Raw genomic sequence first — 15614 nt, 5'->3', positions numbered from 1 at the left:
CATGATCCTGCCATCAGGTAAAAAATGCGCCGGCTCAGACGCCGTCAGGCCTTCACCACCGTCTCTCGGGCTAGCCCGAGGCGGCCAAAAACATTGCGTGTGTCGACGATCAGAAGAGCGTGATCAGCGATCGCGTGATAGTCGATCGCGTCGTGGTCGGTTGCAACGACGACAGCGTCGAAATCCTTCAAGGCCGCCTCGGTCAATTCGACCGAGCGCCGCCCCTTGATCGCCATATGCTCCCGTGTGGTCGGGATCTCGGTAACATGCGGATCGTGGAATTCCGCCTTGCCGCCCCATTCCTCGATGAGTTCAATGAGCCGCAATGAGGGGCTTTCGCGGATGTCGGGCACATTCTTCTTGTAGGCGAGCCCGATGATGAGAATGCGCGAGCGACTGAGCGCCTTGCCGCAGCGCCGGTCCAGCGCCTTCGCCAGTTCATCGACCACATGACGCGGCATGGCCGTGTTGATCTCTGCCGCCAGTTCGATGAAGCGGGTCGGCAGTTCGTATTCGCGCGCCTTCCACGTCAAGTAAAAGGGATCGATCGGAACGCAGTGCCCGCCAAGTCCGGGGCCAGGATAGAAAGGCATGTAGCCGAAGGGCTTGCTCTTTGCCGCCTCGATCACCTCCCAGATGTCGATGCCCATCGCACCGAGCACGACCTTCAACTCGTTGACCAGGGCTATGTTGACCGAGCGGAAGATGTTTTCCGTCAGCTTGACCGCCTCGGCGGTCGCCGTGGTGGAAACCGGAACGACGGTCTTGACCACGCCCTGGTAGAAAGCCTGCACGAGCGTCGCCGCTTCAATGCCGTCGCCTGCCACGACCTTGGGGATCGTCGCGACTTCAAAGCTACGGTTGCCGGGATCCTCGCGTTCGGGCGAGAAGCCGAGGAAGAAGTCTATCTTCGACTGCAAGCCGGTTTCTTCCAGTATGGGCTTGATCACGTCGTCGGTGGTGCCGGGATAGGTGGTCGATTCCAGCACGATCAGTTGGCCGAGACGCAGATGCTTCGCGATGATGCCTGCCGTGTTCCTGACAAAGGAGAGGTCCGGCTCACGGTTTTTCGTCAGCGGTGTCGGAACGCAGATGATGATGACATCGCAGACGGCCAGTTCGGCAAAATCCGCAGTGGCGCGGAACCGTCCGCTCGCCACCTGGCCGGCAAGGGCCGTCGATGTCACCGCCTCAATGTAGGATTGGCCGTTGTTCAGCTTCTCGACCTTCTGGGCTTCGATGTCGAAGCCGGAAACCGGGAAGCCGGCGCGTGCGATCGCAACCGCCAGCGGCAACCCGACATAGCCCAGTCCAATCACGCCGACTTGCGCGGCGCGCGTCGAAATCCGATTCAGAAGACGGTCATATGTCGATCGTGAGGCGTCCAAAAATCTGCTTTCCGTTCAATTCGGACAGACCCGTCCGCTCCCATGGCGAGGCTCACCTGGTTCCCCAAGAACCCCGAGGCATATTGCGGAAAATCGATTTCCGCAAGCCGTCGTCAGACCGGCACCTTCGCCTTCAGGCTTGCGGCGGCCATCGCATAGCCGCCGGCGGCGCCATCGATGAAATGAACGTGATCGCGCTGCAGCGGCGAGGCGACCAGGCATGTCATCAAGGCCGATTTCTGGCGGTGCAGGCCATAGTTGCAGATGCCCGCCTCTTCCGCCTGTTTCAGCCGGTTCTCGATCCGTTGCAACACATCCGCGTCAACGTCGATGGTCATCTTCAAGCCGTCGTCGAACTTCCGGAAATCCGAATTGCTGGCCACGTCGCGTTTGTAGACCTTCGGATCGAAACTGCCGATCGTCCAGCCATATCTGTCGGTGACAGCCGTAAGCGTCATCAGAAACAATATCCACAGCTTCGACAGCCATCGCCATCCTGCCGGCGCCATGGCCCGCGCCTCGATATCGAGGCCGGCGGGCGGAAAACTGAAGCCCGGCCCGTTCACCGGCACCGGGTGGCCATCGCGTTCCTGCCTGCCGGCAAGAGCGATGATGTCGGAAGCCAGAAACTGAAAACCGCGCAAGTCGCGCGACGCCCCCGGTATGGCTATGATCGAGACGATTTCGCCATGCCGGGCTTCGATCGGGTCCCAGCGGCAGGAGAGGCCGGTCAGATCCGGCCGCGCGCCGGCTGGCGCAGGATCGATGCGGTAGCGCCCCGCTTTCATCTCGGCTTCCGCCCAACTGCCGCCACCGCCGGCGAACATGGCATAGAAGACCGCTTCGGAGGCCCGGAACCTCGCCACGCGAACGTCGAGGCCTTGCGCTCTTATATCCTTTATCGGCACGATTGCGGCTCGCAAGGTCAGGTCCAGTTCGTCCGCCACCCATCTCTGGACAACCGCCAGCGCGTTGCGGGTGATCTCCAGCGCCGAGCCGGGAAACGCCACGAGCGCGCCGTCGCCGCCGAAGACAAAGGGAAGATCTTGCCGACCCAGCGCATTGAGCAGCGCCGAAATGACGCTGGCGCCGGCCATATTGACGGTTTTATAGCGCCCAGCCCCGATCGCCTTGGTCGAGCCGACGATGTCGGCGGTGGCCAGCGCCCAGCCATCCGGGAGAGGCCGATAGTTATCGATATCGGCAACGCTTTCGAACTTTGCGAAGACCGGCAAGGAAGCGACAAACGGGTCGGACGCGGCAGCTGTTTCCATGAGCATCAGATAGCACATTCCACTGCTTGAGGGTGAAGTCGATCATGCTTCGAAATTGACTTGCACAGGCATTCCGATGATAGGGTCCGGCGATGCGAATTGCCTTCTACGCGCCGCTGAAGTCGCCCAATCATCCCGTTGCCTCCGGCGACCGGCAGATGGCACGGATGCTGGTCAAGGCGCTGGAGCATGGAGGGCATAGCGTCGAACTAGTATCCGAATTGCGCTTCTATCTACGCGAACCGGAGTCGAAAAGTTTCGCTGCGCTCAAGATCGAGGCCCGAGAGGAAGCCGCGCGGCTGACAAGGCTTTGGGATCGTGACGGCAAGCCCGATCTCTGGTTCTCCTATCATCCCTATTTCAAGGCGCCCGACCTGATCGGACCCGAACTGGCGTCGGCCTTTGCTATCCCCTATGTGACAGCGGAAGCCTCCTATTCGAGGCGGCGCAACGTCGGTTTGTGGGCCGATACCCAAGCGTTGGTGGCGCGAGCCGTCGAACAGGCAGCGCTGAACATCTGCTTCACGCAAAGGGATCGTCAGGGACTGATGGATGCGATTCCCGACGCCGCTCTCGGTATGCTTTCGCCCTTCATCGACACATCGGTATTCCGGGAAATGCCGGCACGGGGTTGTCCGACGCGCCTCGTTACCGTCGCCATGATGCGCCCGGGCGACAAAGTCGAAAGCTATCGCATGCTGGCGCAGGCGCTCGGTCCGATCGGCCACCTGCCCTGGACCATGTCGGTGGTCGGGGATGGGCCTGCCCGTGACGAGATCAAAGCGCAATTCGCAGGCTTGCCCGCCGACCGTATCGAATGGCTTGGCGCGATTGAGCCAGCCGCCGTGCCGGATGTCCTCTACGGTGGGGGAATTTACGTCTGGCCGGGTTACGGCGAGGCCTATGGCGTTGCCTATCTTGAAGCACAGGCCGCCGGCCTTCCGGTGGTGGCTCAGGACATCGCCGGCGTGCCGGAGGTCGTGCGGGATGGCCAGACCGGGTTTCTCACCCCGGCGGGCGATGTGGCGGCGTTCGCTTCTGCCATCGAAAGGCTTCTGGCCCGTAACGACGAAAGAACCATCATGGCCGCGGAAGCCAGACGTTTCATCCTCGAAGAACGCTCCCTCGGTGTTGCAGCGGCGCGTCTGGCCGAACTTCTTGCGAGGATCCCGGTTTCATGACATCCGATCAGATCTGGCAGCCCTTGGTGGAAGAACTGGCGTGCCGGCAACGGGCGGACCATAAGGCAGAGTTCTGGCTGCGTGACGATGACGCCGTGGAGCCGACGCCGGCGCTTGATCGGCTGCTCGACCTCACCGGTGAATTCGCGGTTCCGGTCACTCTGGCCGTCATTCCGGCCCTGACTGGTGAGAAGCTTGTCGCCCGGCTTAACGAGGCGCCACATGCCACGGTCGCCATCCATGGTTGGACGCACCGAAATCATGCGCCCGAGGACCAGAAAAAGCAGGAGCTCGGCGCGCATCGGCCACGCGAGGTGGTGCTCGATGATCTGGCTCGCGGGCTGTCGCACGTAACCGGCCTGCACGGCGCACGTGCCGTTCCGATGCTGGTGCCACCCTGGAACAGGATCGACGCCGGCTTGGTATCCGACCTTGGATCGATAGGATTTGCGGCATTGTCGGTCTATGGGCCGCCGAAGCCGGCTTCACTGGCGGTCATCAACAGCAATGTCGACATCATGGATTGGCATGGCACGCGCGGCTGCCGCGATCATGGCTCATTGGTTCAGGCTATCATCGCGCAATTGCAGCGTGCATTCGACGGCGGCGAACCGGTCGGCCTGCTCACCCACCATCTCGTACATGATGAATCGGCCTGGCTTTTCCTCGAACGGCTGTTCACAGTCACAGCACAGACTGAAGCCTGCGCATGGCTTCCGATCAGGACACTGATCGGGCGCAGCGCCGGTAGAGGAAAATAGCTCAGCGCTTTTTGTGCAATGAGACTGGAAATGTGAGCGTCTGGCCATCCCGCGCGGCAAAAGCGCCGGCAAACCTGTCTTTGGCCAGTTTCTCGATCTCGTCCAGTTCCTCGTCGGTGCGTGTCGGATCGTGGTGAAACAGCGCAAGCCCGCGCGCACCGGCCGCCTCACAGAGCTTGGCGCCCTGTTGCCATGTCGAGTGCCCGTAACCGCGGCGGCGTTCCATTTCCTCCTCGGTGTAGGTGCAATCGTAAATGACGAGGTCGGCATCTTCGATCAGGCCGAGCACCGCCTGATCGAGTTTGTCCGGCTCGTGCTCAGTGTCTGTTATCACCGCCACGACGCGGCCGCCCCATTCGACCCGGTAGCCTATGCAGCCGCCCGGATGGGTAAGACTGCCGGTTCGGACCACCACCCCTTCGCGCGGCCGAAGCACGTCTCCGGATACGAAATCGCGATAGTCGAGCCTTGCCTTGCAGAACTCCAGTTTCATCGGAAACCACGGCGGCCGCATGAACTTATCGACCATCTGCCGGGTCGTCATGTGTCCTGCAAGATGCCCGGACCAAAGCGTAACCTTAACGCTCCGGTCATAGATCGGCGCAAAAGACGGCAACCCGATGATGTGATCGTAATGGCAATGGGTGAAAAGCAGGTCGAAATCGGTCACGCCCAGAGCCTGAAGCGCCCCGCCGGCAGGTCGTAGGCCAGAGCCTGCGTCGAATAGAAGCGTATGCTTACCGCATCGCATCTCAATGCAGATTGTGTTGCCGCCATAGCGAGAGAATTCTGGCCCCGATACCGAAATGCTGCCGCGCACGCCCCAAAACCTGACCAGGAAAACGTCGTCGTCCATGCTACCCCTTCGCAGTCCCCGTCGCCCATCGTAGCCAAACAACTGCTGCTAGGCGAGACAGGTTTTCCCGGGTGACCTTCTCAGCAAGAGGCCGGTGCCATCACGACTGCGAGGATCGAGCGGACGTCATCCGTTATTTGGCGCTTCGTGCATCGATCAGATCCGCGGTCGTATGGCTTAGGCGATCGGCAAGAACCCGCAATATCTCGATGGTCATTTCCGGGAACTCCTTCATAAGCCTCAGGAAATGATCCTTGCTGATTCTCAACGCTTCCAGCGGACTTGCCGCTCTGACGGTGGCCGTGCGGGAGCTGTTGCACAATATGGCGATCTCGCCAACAATCGAATTTGGCTCCAGTTCGGCAACTTTTATCGGTCCGCTGTCGGAATCGACCAGGATATCCGCCCTGCCTGAAAGGATGACATAGGCGGCGTCTCCCTCGTCGCCCTGCCGGAAAAGGATCTGGCCGGCACTGTAGCTCACACGATCGGATGTGAACGCAAGCAGCTTGAGCTTTGTCGGCTCGATAGCAGAGAACAAGGGAACGCGTTGCAGCATTCCAACTTCGTCCTTGAGCAGCATTGTCGCAAACCTTCCCAAAATTCGCGTTTGCCAGACTAGAGCAACGGCCGCCCAGATGGAATTAGTTCTGTTTCCCGGAATGGCGAGACGACCACGCGAAAGGCGGCGAGCCCGATGTCGAGCGATCGGGCGATGCCGCCTGACAAATGGGCGCCCGCCAGCCGAAACCAGAAGAGCCGGTGAATTTGCGGCAAATGCTTCGGGTTTCGGCGCGGATGTATTCCCGCTACGCCCTTCGCTGAATCCCTCGGCCTGCAGCAAATTCCCACCGGCAGAATGATCCCATCTGAATGTCCGTTGCTCTATGACAGCAGTTCCTTGAAGATACCGTTCCCTGCCAAAAGTGTCTCGTGTGTTCCGTCTTCCACCAATTGACCCCCGTCGAAGACGATAACGCGATCGAACATCATCGCCATTGCCGGGTTCGTCAGGACCCACACAATTGCCGGCGAATGGCCGTCGCGCCTGGCTTCCTCGAGCACGTTTCGCAGCACCTTATCCTGCATGCGCTGGTCGAGCGCCGACAGCGGGCGGTTGAGAATGAGAAAATCGGGACGCTTGAGCAGGGCCCGGGCAACATCGAGCTTCTGTCGCTGTCCACCGGTCAGCCGCCTGCCGCCGGAGCCGACATTGAAGTCCAGGCCGACATCCAGAAGTTCGGCGTAAAGCCCCAGTTCGTCAAGAATGTCATAGACGATGGTCCGTATGCGGTCCGGCGCGTCGGGATGGTTGTTGCCCACACGCCCGAACAGGACATTATCCATGACGGTGGCCGCCGCAATGTATTTGGCAGGATCATACCGTTCGATTGCATTTTTCAGCTCGGGCGGCAGGTTTTCATGGAACCGGTTGCGTGCAGCGACGATCTTGCTCATCAGCTCGTCGCTCAGCAGTCCGAAGCGGTGCCGGGGCTCGATATAGGCAAAGCTCAAGGAGACGATCATGGCGCGGTCGCTCTCCGAAACCGCCTCGTAGGGACGGTTCTTGAGCCGTTGCAGCAAGGTTTCGTAGGTGGGGATCTCCTCGGCGCTCATGAAGGCGAGCTGCTGGAAGAACTGGTGATCGGGCGGCAGGTCGGCAAACAGCTCGATCGCCTGTTCGGCGATCTCCATGCCCATTTCGTAGAGCGTGCGGTCGAGGCCGGCTTGCCTCAGCACAGAAGCAAAATAGGGATTGGCCGCTAGAGCCCTGTCGGCCAGTTCGGGGCCGGCGGCAGCGCCGAAGAGCAGGTTTTGGCCGATCGTTGCTTCCTTGTTGTAGGCGCCCGGTTCGAAAGGAACCACCAGTCCGCTCAGCCCTTCGCGTTCCAGCCGGCTTCGCAGCGCCGCACGCAGTTCGACGATCCGCCTGGCAAGCTCCGTATGACGCGTGAGGTCGGCCGAAGAGCGCAAGCCAAGATCCAGAATGTCGCGCGACAGAACAACCGCGTCGAGCACCCGGCGCACGGCTTCAAACAGGTCGTGCGGGCCGGTAGCGCCGGCGGCAGCATAGTCGATCCAGTCGCTGTGGATATCAAGTTCCGGATTGCCCGACCGGCGCGCCTCGTGGACGTTCCAGCGGTGCTGGTCTGCCGCAGCATCGTCATAAGTCACCGATGTCAGCGGCGCATGCTTCAACCCATAGAGCAGGTTATCGCGGAGGCTTGCCTGGAACAGGAAAACATCCGACGAGGCATAGGACATCCGCCGGCCGGTCACTGCTTCGGGGAGTTCAAGCAGATCGTCGGCGCCCGAAACGACCCTTCCGCTGTCCGGCCAGTTCAACCGCGCGAAGGCTTCTGCAAGCGCCTCGGCTCCACCTGTTGCGGTACTGACCAGCGCCACCGTCTCACCCGGCTTGACCTGGAGGGAGATACGGTCGAGGAGCATTGCACCGCCATCGTCTGCAATGCACAGACTGATCGCCGACAGGGGTTTGGTCATCGGCTCGGGAGCGTCGATCGTCAATGCCCCGATTCTCGGCGCGATGAGACCATCGACGGTGAACTGTTCAACGACCTGCTGGTATTTGACCTGGACATCCTGCCGCGCCTGATCCCAGTCGATCAGTTCCTTCATCGGTCCGGGAAGTTCCTTGTAGGCGCTGATCACGGCCACTAGCTGGCCGACATCCAGCCGCCCCTGGATAACCAGGTACCCGCCTATCATGTAGAACAGAAAAGGCGTGATCTGCGCGAGAAAATTGTTGAGGAACTTTACCATGAATTTCCATTGGTAAAGATCGAAGCGGATCTTGAAGATGAGCCCGAGCCGGGCAGCTATGTCGGCGCGCTCGTAGTTTGATGTATCGTGGACGTGAACCGCGCCGATGCCGTCGACGATTTCGCCAATCCGGCCCGAAAGCGCGCGCGCCGTCAACTGCCGTTGGCGCCCGAGCACGATCAGCCGCCGCCGCATTCGCGGGATGAGCACGATCTGGAACGCCACGATCACGGCGGCTATCATTCCGAGCCAGAAATTCTGGATCATGATGAACAGCATGGCCGTCAGCGCCTGGCCGCCGAGCAGCACCGGCTGCACGAAGGCATCGCCGATGAAGCCGCCCAGCGGCTCCACCTCGTCCTTCACCATGGTCGCCACTTCGGCGGATTTCACCCGCTTGAAGTAACCCGGGGGAAAGCGCAGCACACGATCGAGAAGATCGAAGCGGATACGCCGCAGCATGCGTTCGCCGAGGCGGCCCTTGTAGGTGTTGATGTAGAGTTTGAACAGGCCGTTGATAACGACTAGCAAGAGGAAGACAATGCTCAGGGCAAACAGCGTCTCCTTGCGGTCGAGCTGAAAACCGGAGAAGAACTGGACCTCTCCGATGAACGGCAGGTTGTAGTGCAGCCTCATGAACGGCTGGGTCGCGCCCGGTTGCTCGAAGCCGCTACCTTGGATCGGGCCGTTGACGATCAGCTTCGGCAGGTCGAAGGACATGAAATACGGGATCATCGAAAGCATGACGATCATCAATATCCAGAGCTGCTGCTTCTTGGTGTGCGTCCAGATATAGCGGGCTAGGCTGGGTTCCATATGCGGCAGTGGACCCTTCAGTTGAATGCATGCAGGATGTAAAAGCACCTGCTGGCGAATGGCGTATCGGCAATTTCTTCGTCGCCAACGACAAGCTCGAAGCTGCAGCGCACGGAGATTGTCCTGCGCTCAACGAAGGAAGGAACCTGCGAGGCGGCGCGATCCAGTTCCGGCGCATGGTCGATGACAACGCCATGGGCATTGTTGATCAGCGAAGAAAGCAGCTGGCCAAATGGTTCGCGGCTTCCGTAGGGTTTTGGCGAATAGCCGAGCAGCACGAGGCCGCAGCTGCGCCGCTGGTGCTGGCGGATGGACGCCGATGGTCCGGACAGATGCAACAGGCTCTCTCCGGCACCGGGCAATGGCGAAGCGGCTTGCTGCATAATCACGTCCGCGAATCAACAGCCTTGCGGGAGGCAAGATTGCGTTGTGTCGCCCGAAATCCCAACATACAAGACAAATATGATGGATGTCACGCAGCCACGCAATGCCGGCATGGACTGGCACGAGCAAGCCTTGGACCTCACGCGGGGAATTGCTGCCTATGTCAACTGCCCTCTCGTGGCAGGGCTGGCGCGCGTCATCGCCAAGCATCCGAAGGCCGATATCGCAAACGCCTTCAACCACAAGCAGGTCGCCTGCAAGATGTGGGCGCTCGACAGGCTGTTCGAAAGCTGCGGCGGCCGGTTCGGGCGCGTATGGGTTCTGGGCGGATGGTACGGCGTATTGCCTGCAATGCTTTTCAACGACGCCCGCTTCGACATCGCGGCGGTCGACAGCATCGACATCGATCCCGAAGTCGCGCCGGTCGCGCGGACCCTCAACCGGGAAGCCGGCGACCGGTTCCGGGCGCTCACGGCAGACATGTACGTACTCGACTATGCGGCCGGGCGGCCCGACCTGGTGGTCAATACGAGCTGCGAACACATAGCCGACCTGCCCGCCTGGCTTGCTCTGCTTCCGCGGGGCACGAATGTACTGTTGCAATCGAACGATTATTTCAGCGAGCCGACGCACATCAACTGCGTGGCTTCACTTGCAGCCTTTGAAGCAATGGCGGCGCTACGGGAGGTGCGGTTCTCCGGCGAACTGCCGACAAAAAATTATACGCGCTTCATGCTGATTGGAACTGTTTAATGCATTTCGCCCAAAAGTGCGTTGCGGTTTTGGGACAACGACATGCATAAAAACAAGGACTTGAAGCGCGTCGCACGAATCTCACCAGACGCGACGCGCGTTAGCATCTATCGTTTGTTTGATCATGAACTTTTCCGAAACCAGACCCATTTTTAGGGACCATTGTTCTATACCGCTCGCGCAGGATTTGCGCCGAGCGACGGGCGCCTTCCAGATCGAGACGATGCGCGGATGGCGTCGGTCCCACAAGCGCCTGTTCGATCGCTTCCGCCAAACCTTCAGGCGTTAGGTCCTTTTCCATCAGCACCGTTGCAAGACCGAGTTCTTCGAGCATCAGAGCGCGAACCGTCTGCTCGGTTTCCCCGCCGGCTGCAAATGGAACGAGCAGGGACCGACAACCTGCGCCCAGGACATCGCAGACCGTGTTGTAGCCCGCCTGCGAGACCGACAGGCGGGCGCCGGTCAGCAGGCTGGCGAAATCCTCGCGGAACCGGAAGATGGACAGGCCCGGCGAGGCATCCCGTGCGATCGCGTCGAACTCGTCCTTCGGCAGGTTTGGGCCGGTTATCAAACACCATTTCCAAGCGTTGCTGGCATGCCGCGCCGCTGCGATGGTGGATCTGACAAGGCTCTTTCCGGCAGCCCCGCCGCCAACCGACACCAGAACGTCGAAGCGCTCGCAGGTCCCGCGCGACGGCGGCGCGGCTACGAGCCCTGTGTAGGTCACCTCGGCTTTGATCGCCCCAGCCAGTGGAAAAGTCTTGTCGATGGTTGCGAAAGCCGGATCGCCGTGGACCATGACAAGGTCGAAATGCCTGTTGATGAGATCGACTGTTTCCTCGTTTCGGCCCGGCTTGACGCGCTCCTGAAGGATATCACGGACGGACGTCGCCAGCAGCGGTCTTGGCGACGTCGCGTCGATGGCCTCGATCAGCGGCAGGAGTTCGAAACGCATCTGCCGGCGTCCAAATGGAAACGCCTCGACAATGACGATGTCAGGCCGGCAATCCCGAAATGCCTGCAGCAGCATCTCTGAACGCCATTTCTTGAAATCATCGCCGATGGGTTTGCCCTGCAGGTCGACAAGTCCGGAAAATCCTTCATCACCGGAGGTGACAGGTGGCAGGGTTACAGATTTTACACCCAGTCCCGGAAACCCCGCGATCGGCGCTCCGCCGGTCACGACGGTTACGTCAAACCCGTCATCGACCAGAGCCGCCGCAATGCGGCTGGCGCGCGCGAGATGGCCGATACCGAGCAGGTGCTGGACATAGAAGAAAGCGCGCAGCCGCTTCATTCGGCCGCCCGCCACTCCCGCTCGAACAGTTCCTTGAGCTGTCCAATGCTGGCCATATGATCGAAATTACCGCGCACGCGCCGCTCTGCGGCGTCGCCGAGGCGGGCGCGCAGCACGGGATCACGGATCAGGCGCTCCAGCGCCTGTGCCAGGGCAATTGGGCTTTCCGTCGGAACCAGCAGCCCGGTTTCATCCGGCGATAAAAGCTCCGGCACGCCGGAAATATCGGTCGAAACGCAGGCAAGCCGCTGGCTAGCCGCCTCCACCAGAACATTCGGCAGACCGTCCCGGTCGCCATTTGCGGTGATCCTGCAGGCCAGGGCGAAGATGTCGGCGCAGCGGTAGTGCTCAAGCACCTCCTCCTGCGCAAGCGCGCCTTTCCAAGAGACGCGACCATCCAGGCCGAGCTTTTGCGCCAGCGCCTTGAACCGTTCCAGTTCCTCGCCGCCGCCGATATGCTCGAAACGCCACGCCAAATCACCAGGCAGGAGGGCAAGGGCCTCCAGCAACGTATCGTAGCCTTTCTTTTCAACGGCGCGCCCGACACTCAGAACGACAACCGGCTCGTCCGGCGCCGAGCCGTCATGCTGTTTTCGCGCCTCGCCGAAACTGCCGAAGCGGTCAAGGTCGAGCCCATGATAGCTCAGATGCACAGGCGAGCTGCCGTTAGCGAGTTTTTTCAGACGGTCGAAGCCGGTTTTCGTGCAAGTGACCGTCCAGCGCGCCGAGGAAAGCTTGCCAGCCAGATCCCAGTCCGCCGAAGTCCAGATGTCCTTGGCGTGGGCCGAGCAGCTCCAGGGCAGGCCACGAAGCTGGCTGGCATAGCGCGTCACCGATGCCGGTGTGTGCGCGAAATGTGCATGCAGCCAGCCCGCGCCTTCCGGCCATTCGGCCGCCAGCACGAGCGCTTGCCCGAAGCGGCGCGCGCGATTGCGCGTAAAGTCGCGGCGGATATCGGTAGCCAGCGATCGGAGCGCGCGCCAGAAGCCCGGCCGCAGCAGATAAGCAAACAGCGAGCGAACCACGCGTAGCGGCTCTTCATGCAGATATTCCGGCAGATAATGGACGGGCGCTTTGATCTCGTCATGCACGGGGTGGCGTTTTGCGTCGGTCGGCCGCCTGAGCGAGACCAGTATCAGGTCGAACCCCGCACGCTCCAGACCGAGCAGTTCCTGCGCGATGAACGTTTCCGACAGCCGCGGATAACCCTTCAGAACCACGACGATCTTGCGATGTTGCAACTCAGTTCATGCCTTCAATGACCGAAAGGTGATGGCCGCCCCGCCGGTCGAGCAGTTCCGCGACGATTTCGGAAATGTGAGGCAGGCCTTCCAGCGTCAGATGCGGATGGCTCTGCGATGGGCCGGGCCGGTCCGGCAGCACCTCCAGTGCATTGGCAAACCGCTGGGAATCCTCGGCTTCTTCCGGCAAAAGCATTTCGATGAGGCCGAGTTCGGCTGCGCGCCGTGCTCGGATCAGTTGTTCCTCGCGGGGCTTGACGCGCGGCACGATCAGCGCCGGCTTGTCGAACGACAGTATCTCGCAATAGGTGTTGTAACCGCCCATCGCCACGACCGCCTTGGCGCCGGCAATCAGCTCTTCCATGCGGTTGTCGAACTCGATGATCCTGATATAGGGGATCTTGGACCCCTTCTTGAGCAGCTTGTTGCGCTTGCGCGCCGGCATGTAAGGCCCAAGCACGATCAACGCCCTATGCTGCAATTGCGGATCCTGCTGATAGGCATCGATGACGCTGTGGATCAGATCGGCGCCGTCACCGCCGCCACCGGTGGTAACGAGGATATAGTCGCCCTCGGGCCGGTGGCCGGGCAACTCGTTCTTCTGCAGGCTCCGTTGCAGGAAACCGACGAACTTCATCTTTGCCCTGATAGCCGGCGGCACCTCCAGGCCGGTCAACGGATCGTAGAAATCCGGCGGACCATAGGCCCAGATCTTGTCGTAGAACAGGCCTATCTTGCGCATCACATCCCTGCGTGCCCACTCTGCTTCGAGCAGATGCGGCGCGTCCATCACCTCGCGCAGGCCAAGCACGAGCGTGGTGCCCCGCGTCTTGAGGTAGGACAGCGTGTCCTCGATCTCACCGCGCAGGCCGAGCGGTTCCTTGTCGACGATGAAGATATCCGGCCGGAAGGTCTCGGCTGTATGGCGGATGATCGACTGGCGCATCCTTAGCGTCTCATGCAGATCGATATCCTTTTCCAGCGAAGTGTATTCGCCGTTGCGCAACTTGATGACGCTGGGGATCTTCACGAAGTCGACACGGGCGCGGTAGTCGAAGGCGCCAGCGATAGTCGCACCCGAAATGATAAGCACCTGAAGACCGCGGAAATCCTCGACCAGCGAATGCGCGATCGTCCGGCAGCGCTGCAAGTGGCCGAGCCCGAACGTGTCGTGGCTGTACATGAGAATTCGAGCGTTTTGTACGTGCTGGGTCATTGTTGAACGTCTTTTAGAATTCTCGGCTTGAGGACCGTGGACGACCCCGGACGAAACCATCCTCGCGGGTCTACCGACCTGTTTTGAAACATGAGGGCGCAATTTTCAATTCGTATTACCCAAGAGGGTCCATATGCTGAAGCCAGGAAGCTGCGTCTGCTCAGCTGCCCGCTTGCCACGTGGTCCAGAAGAACCTGCATCATTTCATTGGTATTGATCATGTCGGATTCTGGTAGCGGAAATTCGGATAGGGCGGCGTTGGCAGAAATTGACGTTTTCAAGGTTGGGTCGAGCGTTCGAATCACTTCACCCGCTCCAGTTTCCTTCCGGGGAATCAAACATCGAATAGCCGCGGTTCGGCGCGGCTTTTTGGTTTTTGCGGCAGCACCAAACTGGCTGATAGTGGACCTTTCATATTGGAGAGTCCTCACATTCCATGCTGGCGGGAGGGCGGCTCGAGAGGAATGGCTTCGCTCCTACCTTGGAATCGGGTCACAAGGAAGCGCCAGCGAGCTAAAGCCAGCGCATCCAATTGTGCAATGTCGATTCTTTCCTAACAAGCATGCGGACCGGCAGCCCTTTTTCCTAAAAGAGCACAGCTGCTCGCTTTGTGCTGCCGATAGCAGCGGCGGTCGCTACTACTGAGCCTCTTTTGGCTTGTCTACGAGTTTCTCGACCAGCCGCCGGAGCTCGGAAGGGGTAGTATGCCCGGCACCAACCAGGGAGCGGAGCGTTTGACTTTAAGGTTGGAGCGACCGGAAGATCTGAATGCTCGGCGAGCCGATCAGCTCCAGCATACTCCATCAAAGGTTGGGGTCGAGCATTCGAATCGCTTCACCCGCTCCAGTTTCCTTCCAGGGAATCAAGCATCGAAAAGCCGCGGTTTGCCGCGGCTTTTTCGTTTTTGGCGGCAGCACGGCATCACCCAGCAGACGGAGCGAGCTTGTCGCTTCGCCAGCTGCCCGTGGCCAGCAGGCGCTTTGTTCGCCGCGCCAAATACGTCCCAAGTGGAGTCTAGGACCTTTGCCTTTCAATTTCGGACCAAGGTCCCTTGCGGACAGGTGGATTTAAATCAAACTGGCCGATAGTGGACCTTTCATATTAGAGAGACCTCATATTCTTTCCCGGCGGGAGGGCGGCTCGAAGGAGGAATTATGAAAACTCGAACCAGTCTGTTCGCAACGGTCGCCGCTCTCGCCCTTGTCGCGTCTCCAGTCCTCGCCGGACCCGGCGGTAATGGCGGCGGGAAGGGTAACGGCGCAAGCAACGGCAATGGCGGAAATTCGGCTGGAGCTGGATCGCAGGGACACGGAGCCGCAACGTCTGCGGCGGCCAAGGACAAGTCCACTCGGGGAATTGCCCATGCGATGGCTGTCGTTTCTACGACGCCGGCCTCACCGCAGGCCACCCTGTCCTTGCAGGCAGCCTTGGACAAGTTCCTGGCAAGAAAGGCCGATCCGGCAGAGACTTCCGACGACACCTCCGGCGAAATTCCTGACGCGGCCGAATAATATTGCAAATCATGCGCTGCTCGGCGGCGCATCGCACTGTCGAGATTCTTAGCCAGTTGGCAGGCTCCTTCATCTGTTCGGCCGATGCCATAGGTCAAGGAAAAGCCGACATTTGAGTCCGATCCTAAGGGATCCCTGGAACGGTCCTGCCC

At 60.4% G+C, this 15614-nt stretch carries 13 protein-coding genes; 4 read left to right on the top strand and 9 right to left on the bottom strand.

All coding sequences use genetic code 11. From position 1 onward, the window contains the following. Positions 1–44 precede the first annotated feature (44 nt). Positions 45–1388: a nucleotide sugar dehydrogenase gene (locus ACWTU7_RS17365; protein ID WP_455839184.1), complete on the bottom strand. Its 1344-nt coding sequence runs from the start codon at positions 1386–1388 to the stop codon at positions 45–47. 113 nt (positions 1389–1501) lie between these two features. Beyond that, positions 1502–2662 carry a DUF3095 domain-containing protein gene (locus tag ACWTU7_RS17360; RefSeq protein WP_095520167.1) on the bottom strand — a complete coding sequence of 387 codons (1161 nt, stop codon included), beginning with the start codon at positions 2660–2662 and terminating at the stop codon, positions 1502–1504. A gap of 92 nt (positions 2663–2754) precedes the next feature. On the opposite strand from ACWTU7_RS17360, the gene ACWTU7_RS17355 reads away from it, so the two are divergent. Next, entirely contained in the window at positions 2755–3843 is a 1089-nt protein-coding gene (locus ACWTU7_RS17355; RefSeq protein WP_455839185.1) for a glycosyltransferase family 4 protein, read from the top strand. Continuing rightward, positions 3840–4604, top strand: a complete 765-nt coding sequence (locus tag ACWTU7_RS17350) for a polysaccharide deacetylase family protein (RefSeq protein ID WP_455839186.1) — start codon at positions 3840–3842, stop codon at positions 4602–4604. Before ACWTU7_RS17355 ends, ACWTU7_RS17350 begins: the two co-directional genes overlap by 4 nt. Position 4605: 1 nt before the next feature. Here ACWTU7_RS17350 and ACWTU7_RS17345 read toward each other — a convergent pair whose 3' ends face one another. The 4 genes from ACWTU7_RS17345 to ACWTU7_RS17330 form a co-directional block, all read right to left on the bottom strand. Further along, positions 4606–5460, bottom strand: coding sequence for an MBL fold metallo-hydrolase (locus tag ACWTU7_RS17345; RefSeq protein ID WP_455839187.1), 855 nt, complete (start codon positions 5458–5460; stop codon positions 4606–4608). 133 nt (positions 5461–5593) lie between these two features. Further along, on the bottom strand, positions 5594–6043 hold the full coding sequence (locus tag ACWTU7_RS17340; RefSeq protein WP_029349567.1) for a cyclic nucleotide-binding domain-containing protein: 450 nt from the start codon (positions 6041–6043) through the stop codon (positions 5594–5596). A 302-nt stretch (positions 6044–6345) separates the two neighbouring features. After that, positions 6346–9060 carry an ABC transporter transmembrane domain-containing protein gene (locus ACWTU7_RS17335; RefSeq protein ID WP_455839188.1) on the bottom strand — a complete coding sequence of 905 codons (2715 nt, stop codon included), beginning with the start codon at positions 9058–9060 and terminating at the stop codon, positions 6346–6348. Positions 9061–9077: 17 nt separating this feature from the next. Continuing rightward, a complete protein-coding gene (locus tag ACWTU7_RS17330) occupies positions 9078–9443 on the bottom strand; it encodes a hypothetical protein (RefSeq protein WP_455839189.1) in 366 nt (121 codons plus the stop codon). Between the two features lie 79 nt (positions 9444–9522). Between ACWTU7_RS17330 and ACWTU7_RS17325 the strand changes: the two genes are divergently transcribed. Then, entirely contained in the window at positions 9523–10197 is a 675-nt protein-coding gene (locus ACWTU7_RS17325) for a class I SAM-dependent methyltransferase (RefSeq protein WP_455839190.1), read from the top strand. 100 nt (positions 10198–10297) lie between these two features. On the opposite strand, the gene ACWTU7_RS17320 is transcribed toward ACWTU7_RS17325, so the two are convergent. Genes ACWTU7_RS17320 through ACWTU7_RS17310 form a run of 3 tightly spaced genes read right to left on the bottom strand, consistent with a single transcriptional unit; the run spans position 10298 to position 13951 of the window. Then, positions 10298–11494 (bottom strand): glycosyltransferase family protein, encoded by a 1197-nt coding sequence (locus ACWTU7_RS17320; protein ID WP_455839191.1) that lies wholly within the window; start codon positions 11492–11494, stop codon positions 10298–10300. After that, complete coding sequence (locus tag ACWTU7_RS17315; protein ID WP_455839192.1) at positions 11491–12735, bottom strand: glycosyltransferase; 1245 nt, start codon at positions 12733–12735, stop codon at positions 11491–11493. The genes ACWTU7_RS17320 and ACWTU7_RS17315 overlap by 4 nt, the downstream gene beginning before the upstream one ends. Position 12736: 1 nt before the next feature. Next, positions 12737–13951 carry a glycosyltransferase family protein gene (locus ACWTU7_RS17310; RefSeq protein WP_065006521.1) on the bottom strand — a complete coding sequence of 405 codons (1215 nt, stop codon included), beginning with the start codon at positions 13949–13951 and terminating at the stop codon, positions 12737–12739. A gap of 1367 nt (positions 13952–15318) precedes the next feature. Here ACWTU7_RS17310 and ACWTU7_RS17305 point away from each other — a divergent pair. Further along, positions 15319–15462, top strand: a complete 144-nt coding sequence (locus ACWTU7_RS17305; RefSeq protein WP_455839193.1) for a hypothetical protein — start codon at positions 15319–15321, stop codon at positions 15460–15462. The last annotated feature ends 152 nt before the right edge of the window (positions 15463–15614 follow it).

This window comes from Mesorhizobium sp. BHscii (assembly GCF_053848065.1).
Note: the sequence above shows the minus strand (reverse complement) of the source record. Positions and strands in the feature narration are given on the sequence as shown.